Annotated in this window: 18 protein-coding genes; 12 read left to right on the top strand and 6 right to left on the bottom strand. The window is 58.1% G+C overall.

The window, feature by feature from the left end; translation table 11 throughout:
• The first annotated feature begins 1 nt into the window (after position 1).
• From OOT33_RS17300 to OOT33_RS17280, 5 genes are all read left to right on the top strand, one after another.
• Positions 2–700 carry a VirB8/TrbF family protein gene (locus OOT33_RS17300; protein WP_307751150.1) on the top strand — a complete coding sequence of 233 codons (699 nt, stop codon included), beginning with the start codon at positions 2–4 and terminating at the stop codon, positions 698–700.
• Positions 697–1,533 (top strand): P-type conjugative transfer protein TrbG, encoded by an 837-nt coding sequence (gene trbG / locus OOT33_RS17295; RefSeq protein WP_307751149.1) that lies wholly within the window; start codon positions 697–699, stop codon positions 1,531–1,533. Before OOT33_RS17300 ends, trbG begins: the two co-directional genes overlap by 4 nt.
• 179 nt (positions 1,534–1,712) lie before the next feature.
• Entirely contained in the window at positions 1,713–1,907 is a 195-nt protein-coding gene (locus OOT33_RS17290) for a hypothetical protein (RefSeq protein ID WP_307751148.1), read from the top strand.
• Between the two features lie 539 nt (positions 1,908–2,446).
• Positions 2,447–3,361, top strand: coding sequence for a TrbI/VirB10 family protein (locus tag OOT33_RS17285; protein WP_307751146.1), 915 nt, complete (start codon positions 2,447–2,449; stop codon positions 3,359–3,361).
• Entirely contained in the window at positions 3,361–3,960 is a 600-nt protein-coding gene (locus OOT33_RS17280; RefSeq protein WP_307751144.1) for a transglycosylase SLT domain-containing protein, read from the top strand. The genes OOT33_RS17285 and OOT33_RS17280 overlap by 1 nt, the downstream gene beginning before the upstream one ends.
• Positions 3,961–4,100: 140 nt before the next feature.
• Here the strand turns inward: OOT33_RS17280 and OOT33_RS17275 are convergent, their stop codons facing one another.
• Positions 4,101–4,916, bottom strand: a complete 816-nt coding sequence (locus OOT33_RS17275) for a MucR family transcriptional regulator (protein ID WP_307751143.1) — start codon at positions 4,914–4,916, stop codon at positions 4,101–4,103.
• 76 nt (positions 4,917–4,992) lie between these two features.
• A complete protein-coding gene (locus OOT33_RS17270; protein ID WP_307751142.1) occupies positions 4,993–5,169 on the bottom strand; it encodes a DUF6771 family protein in 177 nt (58 codons plus the stop codon).
• A 185-nt stretch (positions 5,170–5,354) separates the two neighbouring features.
• Here OOT33_RS17270 and OOT33_RS17265 point away from each other — a divergent pair, with 185 nt between their 5' ends.
• The 6 genes from OOT33_RS17265 (at position 5,355) to OOT33_RS17240 (ending at position 8,907) form a co-directional block, all read left to right on the top strand.
• Complete coding sequence (locus tag OOT33_RS17265) at positions 5,355–5,795, top strand: helix-turn-helix transcriptional regulator (protein ID WP_307751141.1); 441 nt, start codon at positions 5,355–5,357, stop codon at positions 5,793–5,795.
• 1 nt (position 5,796) lies between these two features.
• Positions 5,797–6,510, top strand: a complete 714-nt coding sequence (locus OOT33_RS17260; RefSeq protein WP_307751140.1) for an RES domain-containing protein — start codon at positions 5,797–5,799, stop codon at positions 6,508–6,510.
• A complete protein-coding gene (locus OOT33_RS17255; RefSeq protein WP_307751139.1) occupies positions 6,510–7,445 on the top strand; it encodes a hypothetical protein in 936 nt (311 codons plus the stop codon). The genes OOT33_RS17260 and OOT33_RS17255 overlap by 1 nt, the downstream gene beginning before the upstream one ends.
• Before the next feature lie 72 nt (positions 7,446–7,517).
• Positions 7,518–8,030: a hypothetical protein gene (locus tag OOT33_RS17250; protein WP_307751138.1), complete on the top strand. Its 513-nt coding sequence runs from the start codon at positions 7,518–7,520 to the stop codon at positions 8,028–8,030.
• A gap of 56 nt (positions 8,031–8,086) precedes the next feature.
• Positions 8,087–8,575 (top strand): hypothetical protein, encoded by a 489-nt coding sequence (locus OOT33_RS17245; RefSeq protein ID WP_307751137.1) that lies wholly within the window; start codon positions 8,087–8,089, stop codon positions 8,573–8,575.
• Positions 8,576–8,604: 29 nt separating this feature from the next.
• On the top strand, positions 8,605–8,907 hold the full coding sequence (locus OOT33_RS17240) for a hypothetical protein (RefSeq protein WP_307751136.1): 303 nt from the start codon (positions 8,605–8,607) through the stop codon (positions 8,905–8,907).
• Between the two features lie 154 nt (positions 8,908–9,061).
• On the opposite strand, the gene OOT33_RS17235 is transcribed toward OOT33_RS17240, so the two are convergent.
• Positions 9,062–10,276, bottom strand: coding sequence for an IS701 family transposase (locus OOT33_RS17235; RefSeq protein ID WP_307751135.1), 1,215 nt, complete (start codon positions 10,274–10,276; stop codon positions 9,062–9,064).
• 269 nt (positions 10,277–10,545) lie between these two features.
• Positions 10,546–10,752 carry a hypothetical protein gene (locus tag OOT33_RS17230; RefSeq protein ID WP_307751134.1) on the bottom strand — a complete coding sequence of 69 codons (207 nt, stop codon included), beginning with the start codon at positions 10,750–10,752 and terminating at the stop codon, positions 10,546–10,548.
• Between the two features lie 212 nt (positions 10,753–10,964).
• Here OOT33_RS17230 and OOT33_RS17225 point away from each other — a divergent pair, with 212 nt between their 5' ends.
• Positions 10,965–12,125, top strand: coding sequence for a hypothetical protein (locus OOT33_RS17225; RefSeq protein ID WP_307751133.1), 1,161 nt, complete (start codon positions 10,965–10,967; stop codon positions 12,123–12,125).
• Between the two features lie 191 nt (positions 12,126–12,316).
• On the opposite strand, the gene OOT33_RS17220 is transcribed toward OOT33_RS17225, so the two are convergent.
• Together OOT33_RS17220 and traF are read right to left on the bottom strand one after the other, a co-directional pair.
• The gene (locus OOT33_RS17220) at positions 12,317–13,201 is read right to left on the bottom strand and encodes a nitrilase-related carbon-nitrogen hydrolase (RefSeq protein ID WP_307751132.1); all 885 of its coding nucleotides are present in this window, start codon (positions 13,199–13,201) and stop codon (positions 12,317–12,319) included.
• A gap of 265 nt (positions 13,202–13,466) precedes the next feature.
• On the bottom strand, positions 13,467–13,976 hold the full coding sequence (gene traF, locus OOT33_RS17215; protein WP_307751130.1) for a conjugative transfer signal peptidase TraF: 510 nt from the start codon (positions 13,974–13,976) through the stop codon (positions 13,467–13,469).
• Between the last annotated feature and the right edge of the window lie 11 nt (positions 13,977–13,987).

The following is a 13,987-nucleotide window of genomic DNA, read 5'->3' as shown; positions in this document are numbered from 1 at the left end:
AGTGAAACAGGATGTCAGCGACCGCGCGCGCGCAAAATCTTCGCAAAAGCTCAATCCCTTTCTCGATGCCCGGAGAGAATGGAATGAGCGGTTCGGTGAATATGTCTCCGCAAAGCGCATGTGGCAATCTGTCGCGCTCATTTCGCTCGTCATGGCCGGAACAACCATGCTCTATGCCATATATCTTTCGAGCCAGACCAAGGTCGTTCCCTATATCGTCGAAGTTAACAAGCTCGGCCAGGTCGCCTATAATGGCCCGCTCGAAAGCACGACCAGCTATGACAAGCGGATCGTTCAGCTCCTCATAGCGGACTTCATCCAGAATTTTCGTGGCGTCTCGGCCGATGCCGTCGTGCAGCGCGCGATGGTCGACAAGCTCTACGCCTATCTCGCGAAATCCGATCCGGCGACGCGGACGATATCCGAGTATTTTCAGCAACCAGGCAATAGCCCGTTCGAGAAAGCGCAGCAGGAAACGGTTTCTGTCTCGGTCCAGACCGTCCTGCCCGTCAGCGACCGCAGCTATCGGATTGAATGGACCGAAACGACCTATAATCGCGACGGCACAACGCAGGCCACCAATTATTTTCGCGGGGAAGTGCAGATTGCGCTCGCCGCCCACCCGGATCCCAAAACCATATTGGTGAACCCACTCGGACTTTACATCACAAATATTTCCTATGCGGGGTATGTAAAATGAACAAAAATCGAGCGCTCTATAGTGCCGTGGCAATTCCCGCGCTGTTGGCGGCCTCCGCAGCTACCGCGCGTTCGACCAAGGAGGTCAATTTACCCGCCAAACGCGGCATATCCTATAGCCAGCTCTGGCAGAACGACAGCGGTGTCATTGCTCCAGGAGACGATGGAAAGGTCAATATCCTCTTCGGAGCGAGCCAACCCCAGGTTGTATGTGCACCGCTCCAGGTGTGCGATATCGAGCTGCAGGCCGGCGAACAGGTCTCCAATGTCAATGTCGGCGACATTGTACGCTGGAAGATCAGCGCGGCGAAAAGCGGAGAAGGTCTCGATCAGAAAGTTCATTTGATCGTGAAGCCGGTCGAACCGAATTTGAACACGTCGCTCATCATCACGACGTCGCGCCGGGTCTATCATATTGCGCTGAGATCCGATGCCGCCGCATATATGGCGCGCGTCGGTTTCATCTACCCCGATGAGGCGCAGATATCGCCAGCGGAGCTGGCACGGGTCAACCCGGTATCCGATAGTGCCAGGGGCAGTTATGGCGGGCGCGCTGACGGTCTTGATTTCCGCTACCGCATAACGGGCAAATCACGATGGAAGCCGGAGCGGGTCTATAATGATGGCCTCAAAACCTACATCGACATGCCAAGCGCGCTCGATTCCAGTGAGGCGCCGGCCCTCCTCATATTGGACGAAAACAAAAAAGAGAAACTGGTCAATTACCGCGTCGTCGATCATCGCTACATCGTCGATCAACTGTTCGATCGCGCGGCGCTCGTCTCCGGTGTTGGCAGGAAAGGCAGTCGTATTGATATTGCGAGATACCAGTAATGTCCTGGCTTCTCGCATTCCTATCGGGGATATTCGCCTCTCCCCCTCCTGTCGAACCTGCGCTTCAGCAACAGATCTTCGGCATGACGATATCGCAGGCTGACCCATATGAAATTTGCCCTGCACCGATCCGCCTGAAGGTGAAAAGATCACTCCGCCAAGCCGCTATAGAGCAGGTGATGGCAGGGGGCTGCGCGCTGAGCAATTCGCGCAACGCGCCCGTCGTTCACGTCGCGCTAGTGCGTTCGTCTGACGGCCTGGTGATCGCGAGCCTCACAAGCAGCCATATGGTTCTGACGCGCGGGTTCAGGGTCGATGGTGACAAGGCCATTGCAGCGACGGCGCTCAGCAAAAGCATAAAGGATCTGACATGATCGATAAGGATGTTGCGATCGAAGAGGGAGCACCCTCGCCTGAGCCATATGGTTCGGTCAACCCTACTTCTGTCCGCAGGTTGAACAAGAATCCGATAATCTTGATGACGACCGTCGGAATGCTTGTCGGCGGAATTGTGGTCTATGGCATCTCGCAACGCGGGCAACATGCCGTGCAAACCGATCAAAGCATAGCGAGCACAGGCAGAATAGCGGCGAGTGAAGCCGCCGACTCCTTGTCAAAAGGCGCTCCGGTTGCTGGTGTCCTGGAAGCACCGTTGCCGGATAATCCTCCAGTGGCGCCGCTTGACCCATGTGGTGGCAATGCCATCCCGCCTGCCACGATGCAACAAGCGGTGAAGGCGGCGTCCTCCGTGAACCCATCGCTTCCTGTGCCGGCACAAGGTCCGGCCAATTCCGCGTCCGCCCCCTGCCCGCCAACGCAGATTGCGGATGCGGGATCAAGTGGTGGTGCGCCTCAACCAACACCCTACCAGGAATATGTGCGTCATCGGGCGGAGTCAGCATATGCTTACCGGATGAAGCAAATTGAGCAGCATCGCGCCTTTGTCGATGCGGCGCAGAGCGGTGAGACCGATGTGCATTTCAGCACTGCCGGCGCTAATCCGGGCGCAGAAAATCCCTTGGCGGCTTTGCTCGCGCAGGCTGGCGCCTCTCCTAATGCGATCAGCGCCCTCGCAAATTCGGGTGCGCTCTCACTCCCCGGGGCTATTACCCCAGCCAGTCTTGCGGGCTTGAACGATCCCAACGGGCAGATATCCAAGCGCGCTTTCGCATCTCAGGGCAATACGGACAACGGCTATCTCGAAAACTCGGTGTCGGCCCCCATAGCGCCAGGAGAAGTCAAGCGCGGGAGCATCATTCCCAGCGTCATGATAACGGGCGTGAACAGCGATCTTCCGGGGCGCCTGATCGCCCAGGTCAGCGAGCATGTCTATGACAGCACGACCGGAAAGCATTTGCTCATTCCACAGGGGACGAAGCTCTTTGGTCGCTATGACAGTTCAATAGGCTACGGACAAAACCGGGTTCTGGTCGTTTGGACCGACCTCATTTTCCCGAACGGCTTTACCCTCAATCTGGGCGGCATGTCTGGCTCGGATCAAGCGGGCTATGCGGGTTTCAGGGACCGAAAAAATAGCCACACGGGCAAGGTGTTCGGCGCGGCGATACTGACATCGCTTCTCGGAACCGGAGTACGCTATGCCAGTGGATCGAGCAATCAGACATTGAATGGCGGAATCCGGGTTGAGGACGCGGCCCAGCAGGAATTTTCACAGGAATTTGGTCGCGTTGCGACGCGGGTAATCGACAAGGGGCTTGACCTCCAGCCAACGCTCACGATCAGGCCCGGCTATCGCTTCAACATCATCGTGGAAAAGGATATTGTCCTCCCCGACTATCCGTTGCAGCTCGTGGCGCGGCGGCGGTGATGCGGCGTTTTGTCGGCATTGCTGCCCTGTTCAGCATCAGCGCGACTTCCGCAGTCGCCCGATCACCCGCGCCTAATCAGCGGGCGGTCTTTGAGCCTGTTGTCCGCGCTGTGGCGCAATCGCTTCAGGTGGATCCTGACATGGCGGCTGCGATCGTCTCCCAGGAGAGCGCATGGCGGCCGACAATCGTTTCACCCAAGGGCGCGACGGGTCTTATGCAGTTGATGCCGTCCCTCGCGGCGCACTATCAGATGCACAATATCAACGATCCGGTCGAGAACATCATCGTTGGCCTCTACCATTTCAAATATCTGATGGGACGGTATAAAAATTACGAATTGGCGCTGGCAGCCTATAACGCAGGTGAGCCTGCCGTTGATCGTTATGGCGGCATCCCTCCTTACCGCGAAACCATGAATTATGTTCAGCACATTATGTCGAGAGCGGTCGGGTCCACACCTCCAACCGCCACCCAGAATGAGATGGGTTCAAACAGCTTGCCAGCCGAACATGTGCCGGCAGTGACGCCTTACAACGCCGATACCGCTCTCGATTTGTCGAGTATCAACGGGTCTGACACTCATATTGCTGGTCTCTAAATTTGCCCGGCTGCTACGATCTGGGCCAGCATGGTATTGACGCGAGTACCATCCGGGGCCGCTTCCCCTTATGCCGCAAATCCCGCATCATGCAATTTTCCGTCAGCACGAATGTACCGGTGATATGAGCCGGGCCGCTGTCAGCCATTAAATACGGGTGTGAGCTTGCTGCGGCGTGCCCGAGGAGGAGACACCACTGCATCCTCATCCTTTTGCAGAACGGCTGATGCCGCTTGGCGTACCGATGTGCGGGCTTTTTTCAGTACTGACGGAACAACATCAACCTGATCCGGCTTGGCAGCCTTGGCGACCTGCTTGCGTGAGGCGACCTTGCCGTCGCTTGCGAGCTTCTTCGCTCCGGCTGCCTTTTGGACCGGAGCCTTCCTGGCTTTTGTTGTGGCGTCAACGGATGCCTGCTCGATGGGAGCAGCGGGAACGACGACCAGCGGTGCGGAAGCAGTGCTGGCAGGCTTTGCCCGTCCCACACTTCCCAATGCCATCTTCTTGGCGACAGCGCGCCGTACTTCCGAATAGGCCGGAGCCACCATCGGATAGTCGTTGGGCAAATTGTAGCGCGCGCGATATTGCTCGGCATCCAGACCATGACGCTTCAGATGCCGCGCCAGCGTCTTCAGCCTCTCGCCGGTGATCATCGAGACGATGTAGTTGGGATCTGCAAGCGACGCTTCAACGGACACCGCGGCTTGAGGCTCGTCTTTGCTCTTCTCGGCGCCGGGCGCCGGCGCGGCGGCAGGCACTGCCTCAAGCTGCGGCGGCGCTTCTACCGGTGCAGCATCCTGCGACGCGATACTGTCCACCTTCACTTCACCAAATCCCGCAATCGCGCCGTAGACGTCCGACAGCAGGGACGGCAGCTCCTGCGCCTTCAGGCTGTTATTGTTGACAAAGGCGGTGACGAGATCGAGCGTCGCCTGGCGTGCGTCAAACTTGTCCATAATGAAGACTCCGGAAGGCTGAGAGATGGAAATGGAAACTGTGCTCTTAAGAGGCATTTGATGCGCGGAGTCAAATTTACCGCGTGGGCGTCCCGTCCGCATAACCTGCGAGTGCCGAAGTGATCATCGCTGCGAGCGCATCTTCCGCCCGCGCGCGCACTAACTTGTCCGACGCGCCAAGATCATGCCGCACCCACGCCGGCGCCCTTGCCAATACCCCAGTGACGATCGCGGTCAGGTCTTCTTTGCGCATCGCTCCCCACTAGGCGCGATAGTTAACACTCGCAACCATGGAACAAATGAGGGCAGGAATTGACCGTGGATGCGAACATTGGGCTTATACTTCGTGTCCAGTCCCATATATTCGTCATTTGATGATTGACACCGCACCAATTGACGAATATATGGTATGGGAAAGTGGGGAGAAAGGAGACGACGATGGCAGAGGTAATAAAGTTCGGCGCAAAGGCTCCGCTTACGCCCATTGACGTCCAGACGTTTTCGAAGGGCGAGGATAGAGCCCGACTTTCTGGCGTTGCGCTCAAAGCATTTCGTTCAATCGTCCAACAGTGGGGATTGTCGAATAGTGAGGCTGCTGCGCTCCTCGGCGTGAGCGACAGCACTTGGGACCGCATCAAACGGGGTGTCTGGGATCAACCGCTTTCCCAAGACCAACTCACCCGCGCGTCTGCTGCGATCGGTGTATATAAAGGCCTTCATCTGCTATTCGCGGATGCCATGGCGGATCGATGGCCAAAGCTGCCAAACCGAGGGCCAATCTTTCAGCGGAAAAGCCCTGTCGATGCTATGATCGAAGGCGGTATTCCTCTGATGCTGGAGACACGCCGCTACGTCGACGCTGTTCGGGGTGGAATGTAGCATGCTGGATGGGCTGACCATAACCCGTGACGCGTTGTCGAGGACCATAAGACTGGTCACCACAGCGCGTCTTCGGGAGTCAGTCCTGCTGGGCCTGGTCGACGCCGAAGATCTTGGAGCCTTGGCTGAAATCGAGGGGGCCACCAGCAATCGACTGGTCGCTCAAGCCCGGGGAGCGGGCGAAGTCCAATCATACGAACTGGTGTATGGCGTGCCACATGCCAATTTCATCAACGCGGCCTTCTCCTATGCCAAGCCACGCGAACCCAATCGATTTAACAGCGCGGACCGCGGCGCGTGGTATGCCGGATTCGAGTTGGAAACGAGCCTCGCTGAGGTCCAATACCATTTGACCGAGATGCTGGCTGCCACGGGCGTATTCGAGGCTGTAGTCGACTATGCCGAGTTATACGCAAGCTTTGCGGGCGAGTTTCTGGATCTTCGCCCACACTCCGATCACACTGCACTCAATCCAAATAAGGCGATCGGATATCCTGCGGGCAATGCCCTTGCTGACGCAGCGCGCGCCAAAGGTTTGAACGGCATTATCTATCCATCGGTCAGACATTTGGGCGGCACATGCTTAGCCGCGCTCTTCCCACACGCCGTTCAATCTGTCGCGCAGGGCGATGTCTACAGGATGAGCTGGCGAGGATCCCCCGATCCAGAAATCGAGAAGATCTCGATGTCCAAGACAGGTGAGGAGATCGCCTGATGGCTACCGTCTTGCGCCCTTCTGAATGCACGCTGCTTCTTCCAAAGGGCTGGATCAATCCGCGCAAATTCGAGGACGCTTTTGAGCGCTGCGGCGATGCGCTGGGTGCGTCGTTTACGACCGTCGTCGTGCGCATCGCCGCAGGGACCAAGATGACAATCGATGTGATCCTGCGCGTGCTCAGCTTCTGCAATCAGGTGGTCGCCATGACCAAGCGAATTCTGCTGGTCTTCGAAGGCGGCCATGAGGACACCGGCTATCTTGATCGCATGGGGTTCTTCGAGCATCTGCCGCGCTCGGTCGAAGTGTCGCCCGCTCGCCCACTTTTCTCTCGCGCGGCCCTCCACCGTGGTGGCAACGCCACGCTGGTGGAGATCGAACGATTTAGCGGCACGGTTGCTGCTGAGATGAGTTTGATTGCAAGGCTTGGTGCCGCCGTTCAGCACAGCTGCGCAACACGGGGCGACGTTGCGCAAATCTACAGCTCTGTTTCCACTATCTTCAGCGAGCTGATCAATAACGTCGCCGAGCACAGCAAGTCTCCCCTCGATGGCTATGCCGCGCTTCAACGATATCAGCGCGGCAATGAGGTGCGGATCGCAGTCTCGGACAGTGGTATCGGCATTATTGAAAGCTTGCGGCCGGCGTTGGCAGCCAAGGCTGATCCTGCAGCCAATTTCAACGACGTTGACCTGTTGGTAGAGATGTTCCGCAAGGGGATCTCGCGACTCGATAATCAGGATCGTGGCAACGGTTTAATGGTGAGCGCCGCCCATGCGATCCAATTCCAGGCTGAGCTTGACATTCGACTGCCGCGCCAGCGGACATTGCTCAAGCCCGCGAACGATCAATATCCTCAGAACATGGCCTATTCTACCGCAGGGCTGCCGCTTCTGTGGGGCACACATCTGAGCTTCGCCCTTAAACTTGCTTGACAAGACCGGGTAATTCTGATTAAATGATATCGTTGAACGGGAATCAGGTGCCTTATCAGGTTACGGGAATTCATGAATGACGACAACGGATGGGGCCGCCTGCAAGGGCGGGCTGTCCAGCAGCAGATCGTGTCATTCATCGAAGACAGGCCTGCTCAACAGGTGTTTAAACTGTCGATGGAGGGTGTGAAACAGATTGATGCTTCCTTTTCATCGGAAGCAATTGTTGCGGTGTTGCGCCGTTATCGTGGGACCAAGGGTATTTGCCTTGTCGACGTGACCGATCGGGACATTTTGTTCGATCTCGATTTGGCAGCGGCGCGAGCGGAAGTGCCGGTGCCGGTTTGGATCGACGGATCGATCGAAATAGTTGGTGGGCAACCTAGCCCGGGAAATCGCGAAGCGCTTCAATTCGCGTTGGAACGTCACCAGGCCAAGGCAGCCGAATTCGCCGAAAAGGCGGGTTTTTCGATCGCGAATGCAAGTACCAAGTTCAAGCAGCTCTGGGAGCAGGGGTTTTTGATGCGAAGTGAAAGTGTGGCTGACAGCGGTGGAGTAGAATTCGTGTACCAGCGCATCGGCTAAATTTTTTTTAAGTGCCGTTCAGCGGATTCATTGAACGAGATTATGGAGTGAAGAAAATGAGTGACATTGAAGTAGACGAACTGGTGCGCATCGAAATCGAGCGCGAAGGTACCGAGGAAATCATCGAAATCGCATTGCACAGGGACACCGACATGGTCAGCCATATCCGTGGCGAGCTTAAGCTTGATGCGAACGTGCACATCTTCGAGCGCGAGCGCGAAGAACCGCTGGCTTGCAATTTACCCGACCGGCGCCATCTACGCTTGCTTGCCCATTCGCATCGCGTGATCGATGTCATAGTGCGCTATGAACATCACGAAAAGGACCATCGCTTCGCACCGTCCACGACGGTCTTCACAGTGCTCCAGTGGGCGGTCGGCAAGCACGGGTACAATCTCGATCCTGCGATCGCGCCAAAAGCCAACCTGATCCTTCCGGGTGCCGAAGAACCGATGCCGCGCAATCGCACGATCGGCTCCTTCACGACGCTGGGAAGCCACTGTCTGGTGGTCGACCTCACGCTCAAGGATTTCACCAATGGCTGAAGAACCGATCGAAGGCGATCGCGCCACGCTTGAGGCACATCTTCGCCGAACGCGCTTCTGCGTGGGATCCGACGGCCGGACGCCGTCCCGACCCGCCCGGCGATGCCGCCCCCAGTGTCACTGACGCACTTAAAACTTGGAACGAAAGCGGCACCGGCTACGGCGGAATTTATCGTCCCTGGCAGCGCGGCGCCGCTAACCACAACAATTGGGCGCGGCTGCGGCCCGACCTCGCTTGGCACGCCCGCCGCGATCTCACCTTTATCATGGAGGAGCTCTATGCGCTCGTTTCTGAACAGGCTTCTTGGTTGGATCGCCGGGCCGCCGCCTAGCATTACAGTTGCATTTTTAATTTGATATGGGCGCGCCGTGCGGCAGCCTGATGCGCTCGTCTCCAGCATGACCAAGCGATGATGGTGGCGGGCTGGATACGACGCTGGGCCAGTTTGTTGGCGATCCGCCGGACTTCCTGGATCGACCAGCGGATCAGATCCTGATGGTTGGCATTCTCAGCCTTTTTGGGGGCGTCGTGTCGTTGGCGCGATACCGGATGACCGCCATCATGGCGAAGGCGAGCATCACGAGCGAGACGTGGCGATGCCAGCCATGCCATGATCGCGTTTCGTTGTGATCAAGGCCGAGTTCGTTCTTGGCGGTTTCGAAGCTGTCTTCGATCGCCCAGCGATGACCTTCGACGGAAACAAGCGTCTGGATGCCCGTCCCGGCCGGGCACCAGGTTGTGAAGAAAGCGAGATCGCCGTCGCTGATATTGCGGCGGATCAGAAGGCCCCGGGTCCAAAGCCCCGATTTCGTCTCATCATATTCATCAGCTTCGAGATCCGCGAGTTCGCAGTAAGCCCAGTCATGAAGCCGCGCGCCCTTGGTTCCCTCGCCAGCAGACAGACGCAGCCATGCATCGGGCGCAAGATCACGGGCGATTTCTTCCGCAGTGCCTGCAACCAGGGGCTTTCCTGCCCACGAGCCGAAATGGTGATCGGATTTAACCCCGAGAACATAGCCTTTGCAGGCTCGGCGCAGCGCGCCTTCAATGTCCCCAACACCGTACACCGCATCGGCCGCCACCCATGAAAAAGGCACATCCGCTGCCAGCGCGCGCCCTATCATATCGACCGCCAAAGCTGGCTTGGTGGCGAAGGCGACCGCCTCGGGAACATGCGCGGCAATCAGCCTTGCCGGGGCACCCGTCCAACTCTTGGGCAAATAGAGCGCCCGATCGATAAAGGCGTGACCCCGTGCCGACACATAGGCGGCGAACACACCAATCTGGCAGTTCGTGATCTTGCCAGCCGAACCGGTATATTGACGCGCAACACCGCAGGATGCCTTGCCTTGCTTGAGAAAACCGGTCTCATCGATGACCAGAACTGCATCTTGTGTGCCGAGGTTTTCGACAACATAATCCCGCACAATGTCGCGAAGCCCGCCCGCGTCCCAGCGCCCCCGGCCCAAAATGGCCTGCTGTCGCCAAGGACCCGGATCACCCGCCGCCTCAGCCCGCATCCAACCCGTCTTACGGCGCTCGTCGCCCAGCAAACCATCCAGAAAAAGGTTCGCTGACACTGCCACTCGTTCCTGCGTGAACAAGCCACGCATACGAGCCTTCACGTCGCGAAGCGACGATGCCCATAGCTCCAGCGTGGTCTCAATTGATGCGCCTGTCATCCACGGCCTCCTTACCATGGAGACCTATTGATTCAGAGTTTCAATCAATATGCAACTGTAATGCTAGGCTGCGGTGTCAGCGCAGTCTCTGGCAGTAAGGCGTCGCCGAGCTGGCGCGACGCACGCAAGATCAGACGCGCGAAAGCGGCGCCTATCTGCTCGGAATCCCTCTTCCCAATGGCGGCAACCGCATTCTCGACTTCATCTATTATGATGACATCGACGAGCGAGCACTTGAAACCGGCGAGGTAACGATAAGGCAGACTGCGCTGCCGCGTCTTTGGGTACTATGCCGCGAACGCGGCTATGGTGTTGTTGCGGACATCCATGTCCATCCCGGCAGCTGCCGCCAGTCGCCGTCCGACCAGGCCAATCCGGTGATGCCGCGCGCGGGACATATCGCGATGATCTTGCCTGGCTTTGCGGCAGGGGCGGTCGAACCAGGCGCGATCGGCATTTACGAGTTTGCAGGCCACGGCCGATGGCTGGATCATTCCAGCGCAGGATCCCGCTTCTTCCGCTTGGAGCACGGCTAATGACGCCCCATCTTGCCCGCTCACGCGTCACCAAGGCGCTGACCGATGCCAATCTCGCCGCTTCCTTCGCGGCGGCAGAGGCCCGGCTCGACGCCGTCCGTCCTTGCGTCGTGATTGGCGCAGAGGCGGCGCGAACTGCTGCCGGGCAAAGCGCTGCGCTAACCTCGGTGGTGACCGCCAGAAAATGCTTCGGCCGTGTCCAGCTCGCCGGCGATGGTCTCCACACGCCCTTGCTCCAGCCGTTGCTGGTCGGAGCGACACTTGGCACCGCCGCAAATGCGCTCGGCGCTAGTGTCGTCGCGACGATCGATCCCGGCACGACCCATCTCGTTCGCATCGACAATGCGGTGCCCTGGCATGGTTGGCAGGTCTTCACTTGGTGGAATAGGTGGCTTGCTGGCACACGCCCATTCCACCAGCCGACAGGCGGCGCCTCGCTTGCGCTCGCTGGCATGTTCGCGGGCGGGCTCGCCATCCGGCAGATATTTGCCCAAGTTCGGAACGGCACACCGCCGCGCGATGAAATTGTTTCCTTGTGGGAACCCGACCAGATCGTCAGGCCTGACCGCGTCGGTCCGGCTCGATGTACCATTCCCAATCGGCTCTGGCTGGTCGGGCTTGGCCATCTCGGGCAGGCTATTGTCTGGGGACTGCTTACCCTGCCGTTCCAGGGTGAACGCTATATCGTCTTGCAAGACGATCAATGGATCAGTGTCGAAAACGAGCCGACAAGCTTGCTCGTGAATACGAACGATATCGGTCGCCGCAAGGTACGCGTCGCGGCCTCCTGGCTGGACCATGCTGGCTGGACAACCGAGCTCATCGAGCGACGGCACTTGGGCGATATTCGCCGAACCGATCATGACCCGGCAATTCTGCTTGCCGGTCTTGATGATGTGCATCCCCGGCGCATTCTTGCCGCCCACGGCTTCGATTATATGATCGATGCCGGAATAGGACGCGGCACCCGCGATTTTGAGTCGCTGCAGATTCGAACCATTCCGGCGGGCGCGTCGATCGAGGACCTATGGCTTGACCAGCCGCAACAGTCGCAGCGTGAGCGCCTGATGTCCCAGGGTGCCTATGCGGACTTGGAAAGAGAAATCGGTCAATGTGGTGTTATTCCGCTTGCGGACGCAAGTGTTTCCGTACCGTTCGTTGGTGCGGCCACCGCCGCGCTCATGCTCGCTCAACTCGCCCGACTTGGGGCGATGTCCCACGCCCAGGCATTGCTGCAGCTTGAGCTGGGCTCACCGGCTATGGTTATCGGTGGTGAAGCAGCTGCCGCACCCGCCGCGTTTCTTGGCGGCGAAACGTTTATACTCGGCTGAACGAACGATCGGTTTTGACGATCAAGTTCAAGCCAGCGGATTGCAGCAATGTTGGCGATCTGGGCCTGCGCTCAGTGCTTCCACGCTGTCGCTGTCGAACACCGCCGCCACCGATCCAGAGGAATACGGCGTGTTGACGCAAGAATGGCCTAAACCATAAGATCAGAAGCAGTGGACCCGCTAAGCCCAGTTTATTCATTGAGGCTGAGCGCGGTCGGTACATTGTATAACCTCCCCCATGCGGTCAGGATTTCGGACTGGATAAGTCCGATGTTTGTGCCTCTGCCCCACCAGACATTGCCGATGCCCAGCAGCACGCTGGGGTGGTCGATCATCGTATCGAGGACCGTCCAGACAACGACAATCTCATAGCAATTCAGCACAGCAATTCGGCCCTTGCTGGTGTCAACAGTTGAACCGCGAAAAAATGTGGCCGGCACGCTTGCTGCGCTCCAAGGCTTCCACATGCCCAAGGGAACGGGCATACGCTGCTTGATAAGCTGAGCACGGCCGCGATCGAGAACAACGGCAATATTCTCATAGCCGCCATGAGGGAGAGGGCTGAACGCGCCCATAACGACGAGCGCATGAGGATCGGCCTGGTCCATCATATCAAGCCAGAATATCTCTGAGCCGCGCCCCCATAAACCGGCATAGCCTTCGGGAAAGACATGTATGACTGCTCGATCGGCGGCAACCAGGTTTGCTGCACTTTGCAGCCGCTCATATTCGTGGCCATCGAGCCCGCCTGAAGAGTAATCTTCATGGGTCATATGCCCGGTGAGTTTGATTGCAGCGGGTGAACGATAGGAGAGTGCGCCAAAAATCGTGAGCATGATGATCGCCAGAATCTTGAATGGCAGATCGATCTTGCTGGCGAGCGCAGCCAATATGATCAGTGTCGCCAACAGGCCCGCCCATGCGAAACCTGGGAACCACAGACCTGCGATAGTGATCGGATTGGCCCAGCCTGTAAGGATCGGGGGGAAGGCACAGAATATCATAGCCAGCGCAAAGCGAACTGGCTGCGATTTTTTGTCATGAGAGTGCAGCAGTCCATAGACCGAGGCGGGCATGGCACTGCCCAAGAGCCATAGGGCGATCGCGCTCAATGCGCCGGTATCGAGAACACGCACTATCCCGGCGATAAGCGACCAGCTCGCGCCGGCGTGATAGCCAAGCGCGAAGAGGGTCGCTTTTGGACGTGTGGGCGCGATCGACCATAAGAGCGGCATCAAGCTCGCCACAGGCATCAACCGGATATCGCCCGACCAGGACACAGCCGCCAGCAAAAGCCCCAGCGCGAACCAGGATTTGCTGCAAAGTGCCGATAATTTGAGCTCAATCGTACGTCCATAGCGGCCTAATGTACGCAACGACGGCGTGATCCGGGAGCGGTCCTGTATATCGGCTGTCAAAACTGTCCTCCCTGTAATCCGACATAAGGAATAGCTGCCCCGCTGGCACTTCTCCGCTGCTCCACGCCTTCATCGGCCGATTGTCGCCATCGGTTGGATAAACATTGCTGTTGGCTATAACGGCGCCGTTCACACTGACCTTGCTGCCAACGGTCACGCTGTCACCCGGCAGCCCCACCACCTTCTTGATAAGCGGCTCCGTGCCGCTGGGGCACAATCCGGGCCTCAGATAATGGCGTTGTAATGCGAGACGATATATCGGTTCGTCCGGTGGGCAGGCGACAACCATCTGGCCTCGCCTCACCCTGGCCTCCCGTGGATATTTCTGATAGATACCTTGCGGAAAGCTCGGTGTTTCATTGATCATGATGCCTTGCGACCAGGCCATTGCGGTGGTCGCCAGGACGGCAAAAAGGGCTACGCCGGCGACCATGACATATTTCC

This window comes from Sphingobium sp. DEHP117 (assembly GCF_030867385.1).
Classification (GTDB): Bacteria; Pseudomonadota; Alphaproteobacteria; order Sphingomonadales; family Sphingomonadaceae; genus Sphingobium.
The sequence above is the reverse complement of the archived record's forward strand: the minus strand, read 5'-3'. Positions and strand labels throughout refer to the sequence as shown.

What these genes read in the sequence shown, in the direction of transcription:
- trbG (WP_307751149.1), top strand. Translation starts at nt 697, where the DNA reads ATGAACAAAAATCGAGCGCTCTATAGTGCCGTGGCAATTCCCGCGCTG.
- OOT33_RS17290 (WP_307751148.1), top strand. Translation starts at nt 1,713, where the DNA reads ATGGCAGGGGGCTGCGCGCTGAGCAATTCGCGCAACGCGCCCGTCGTT.
- OOT33_RS17285 (WP_307751146.1), top strand. Translation starts at nt 2,447, where the DNA reads ATGAAGCAAATTGAGCAGCATCGCGCCTTTGTCGATGCGGCGCAGAGC.
- OOT33_RS17280 (WP_307751144.1), top strand. Translation starts at nt 3,361, where the DNA reads ATGCGGCGTTTTGTCGGCATTGCTGCCCTGTTCAGCATCAGCGCGACT.
- OOT33_RS17275 (WP_307751143.1), bottom strand. Translation starts at nt 4,916, where the DNA reads ATGGACAAGTTTGACGCACGCCAGGCGACGCTCGATCTCGTCACCGCC.
- OOT33_RS17270 (WP_307751142.1), bottom strand. Translation starts at nt 5,169, where the DNA reads ATGCGCAAAGAAGACCTGACCGCGATCGTCACTGGGGTATTGGCAAGG.
- OOT33_RS17265 (WP_307751141.1), top strand. Translation starts at nt 5,355, where the DNA reads ATGGCAGAGGTAATAAAGTTCGGCGCAAAGGCTCCGCTTACGCCCATT.
- OOT33_RS17260 (WP_307751140.1), top strand. Translation starts at nt 5,797, where the DNA reads ATGCTGGATGGGCTGACCATAACCCGTGACGCGTTGTCGAGGACCATA.
- OOT33_RS17255 (WP_307751139.1), top strand. Translation starts at nt 6,510, where the DNA reads ATGGCTACCGTCTTGCGCCCTTCTGAATGCACGCTGCTTCTTCCAAAG.
- OOT33_RS17250 (WP_307751138.1), top strand. Translation starts at nt 7,518, where the DNA reads ATGAATGACGACAACGGATGGGGCCGCCTGCAAGGGCGGGCTGTCCAG.
- OOT33_RS17245 (WP_307751137.1), top strand. Translation starts at nt 8,087, where the DNA reads ATGAGTGACATTGAAGTAGACGAACTGGTGCGCATCGAAATCGAGCGC.
- OOT33_RS17235 (WP_307751135.1), bottom strand. Translation starts at nt 10,276, where the DNA reads ATGGTAAGGAGGCCGTGGATGACAGGCGCATCAATTGAGACCACGCTG.
- OOT33_RS17230 (WP_307751134.1), bottom strand. Translation starts at nt 10,752, where the DNA reads ATGATCCAGCCATCGGCCGTGGCCTGCAAACTCGTAAATGCCGATCGC.
- OOT33_RS17220 (WP_307751132.1), bottom strand. Translation starts at nt 13,201, where the DNA reads ATGCCCGCCTCGGTCTATGGACTGCTGCACTCTCATGACAAAAAATCG.
- traF (WP_307751130.1), bottom strand. Translation starts at nt 13,976, where the DNA reads ATGGTCGCCGGCGTAGCCCTTTTTGCCGTCCTGGCGACCACCGCAATG.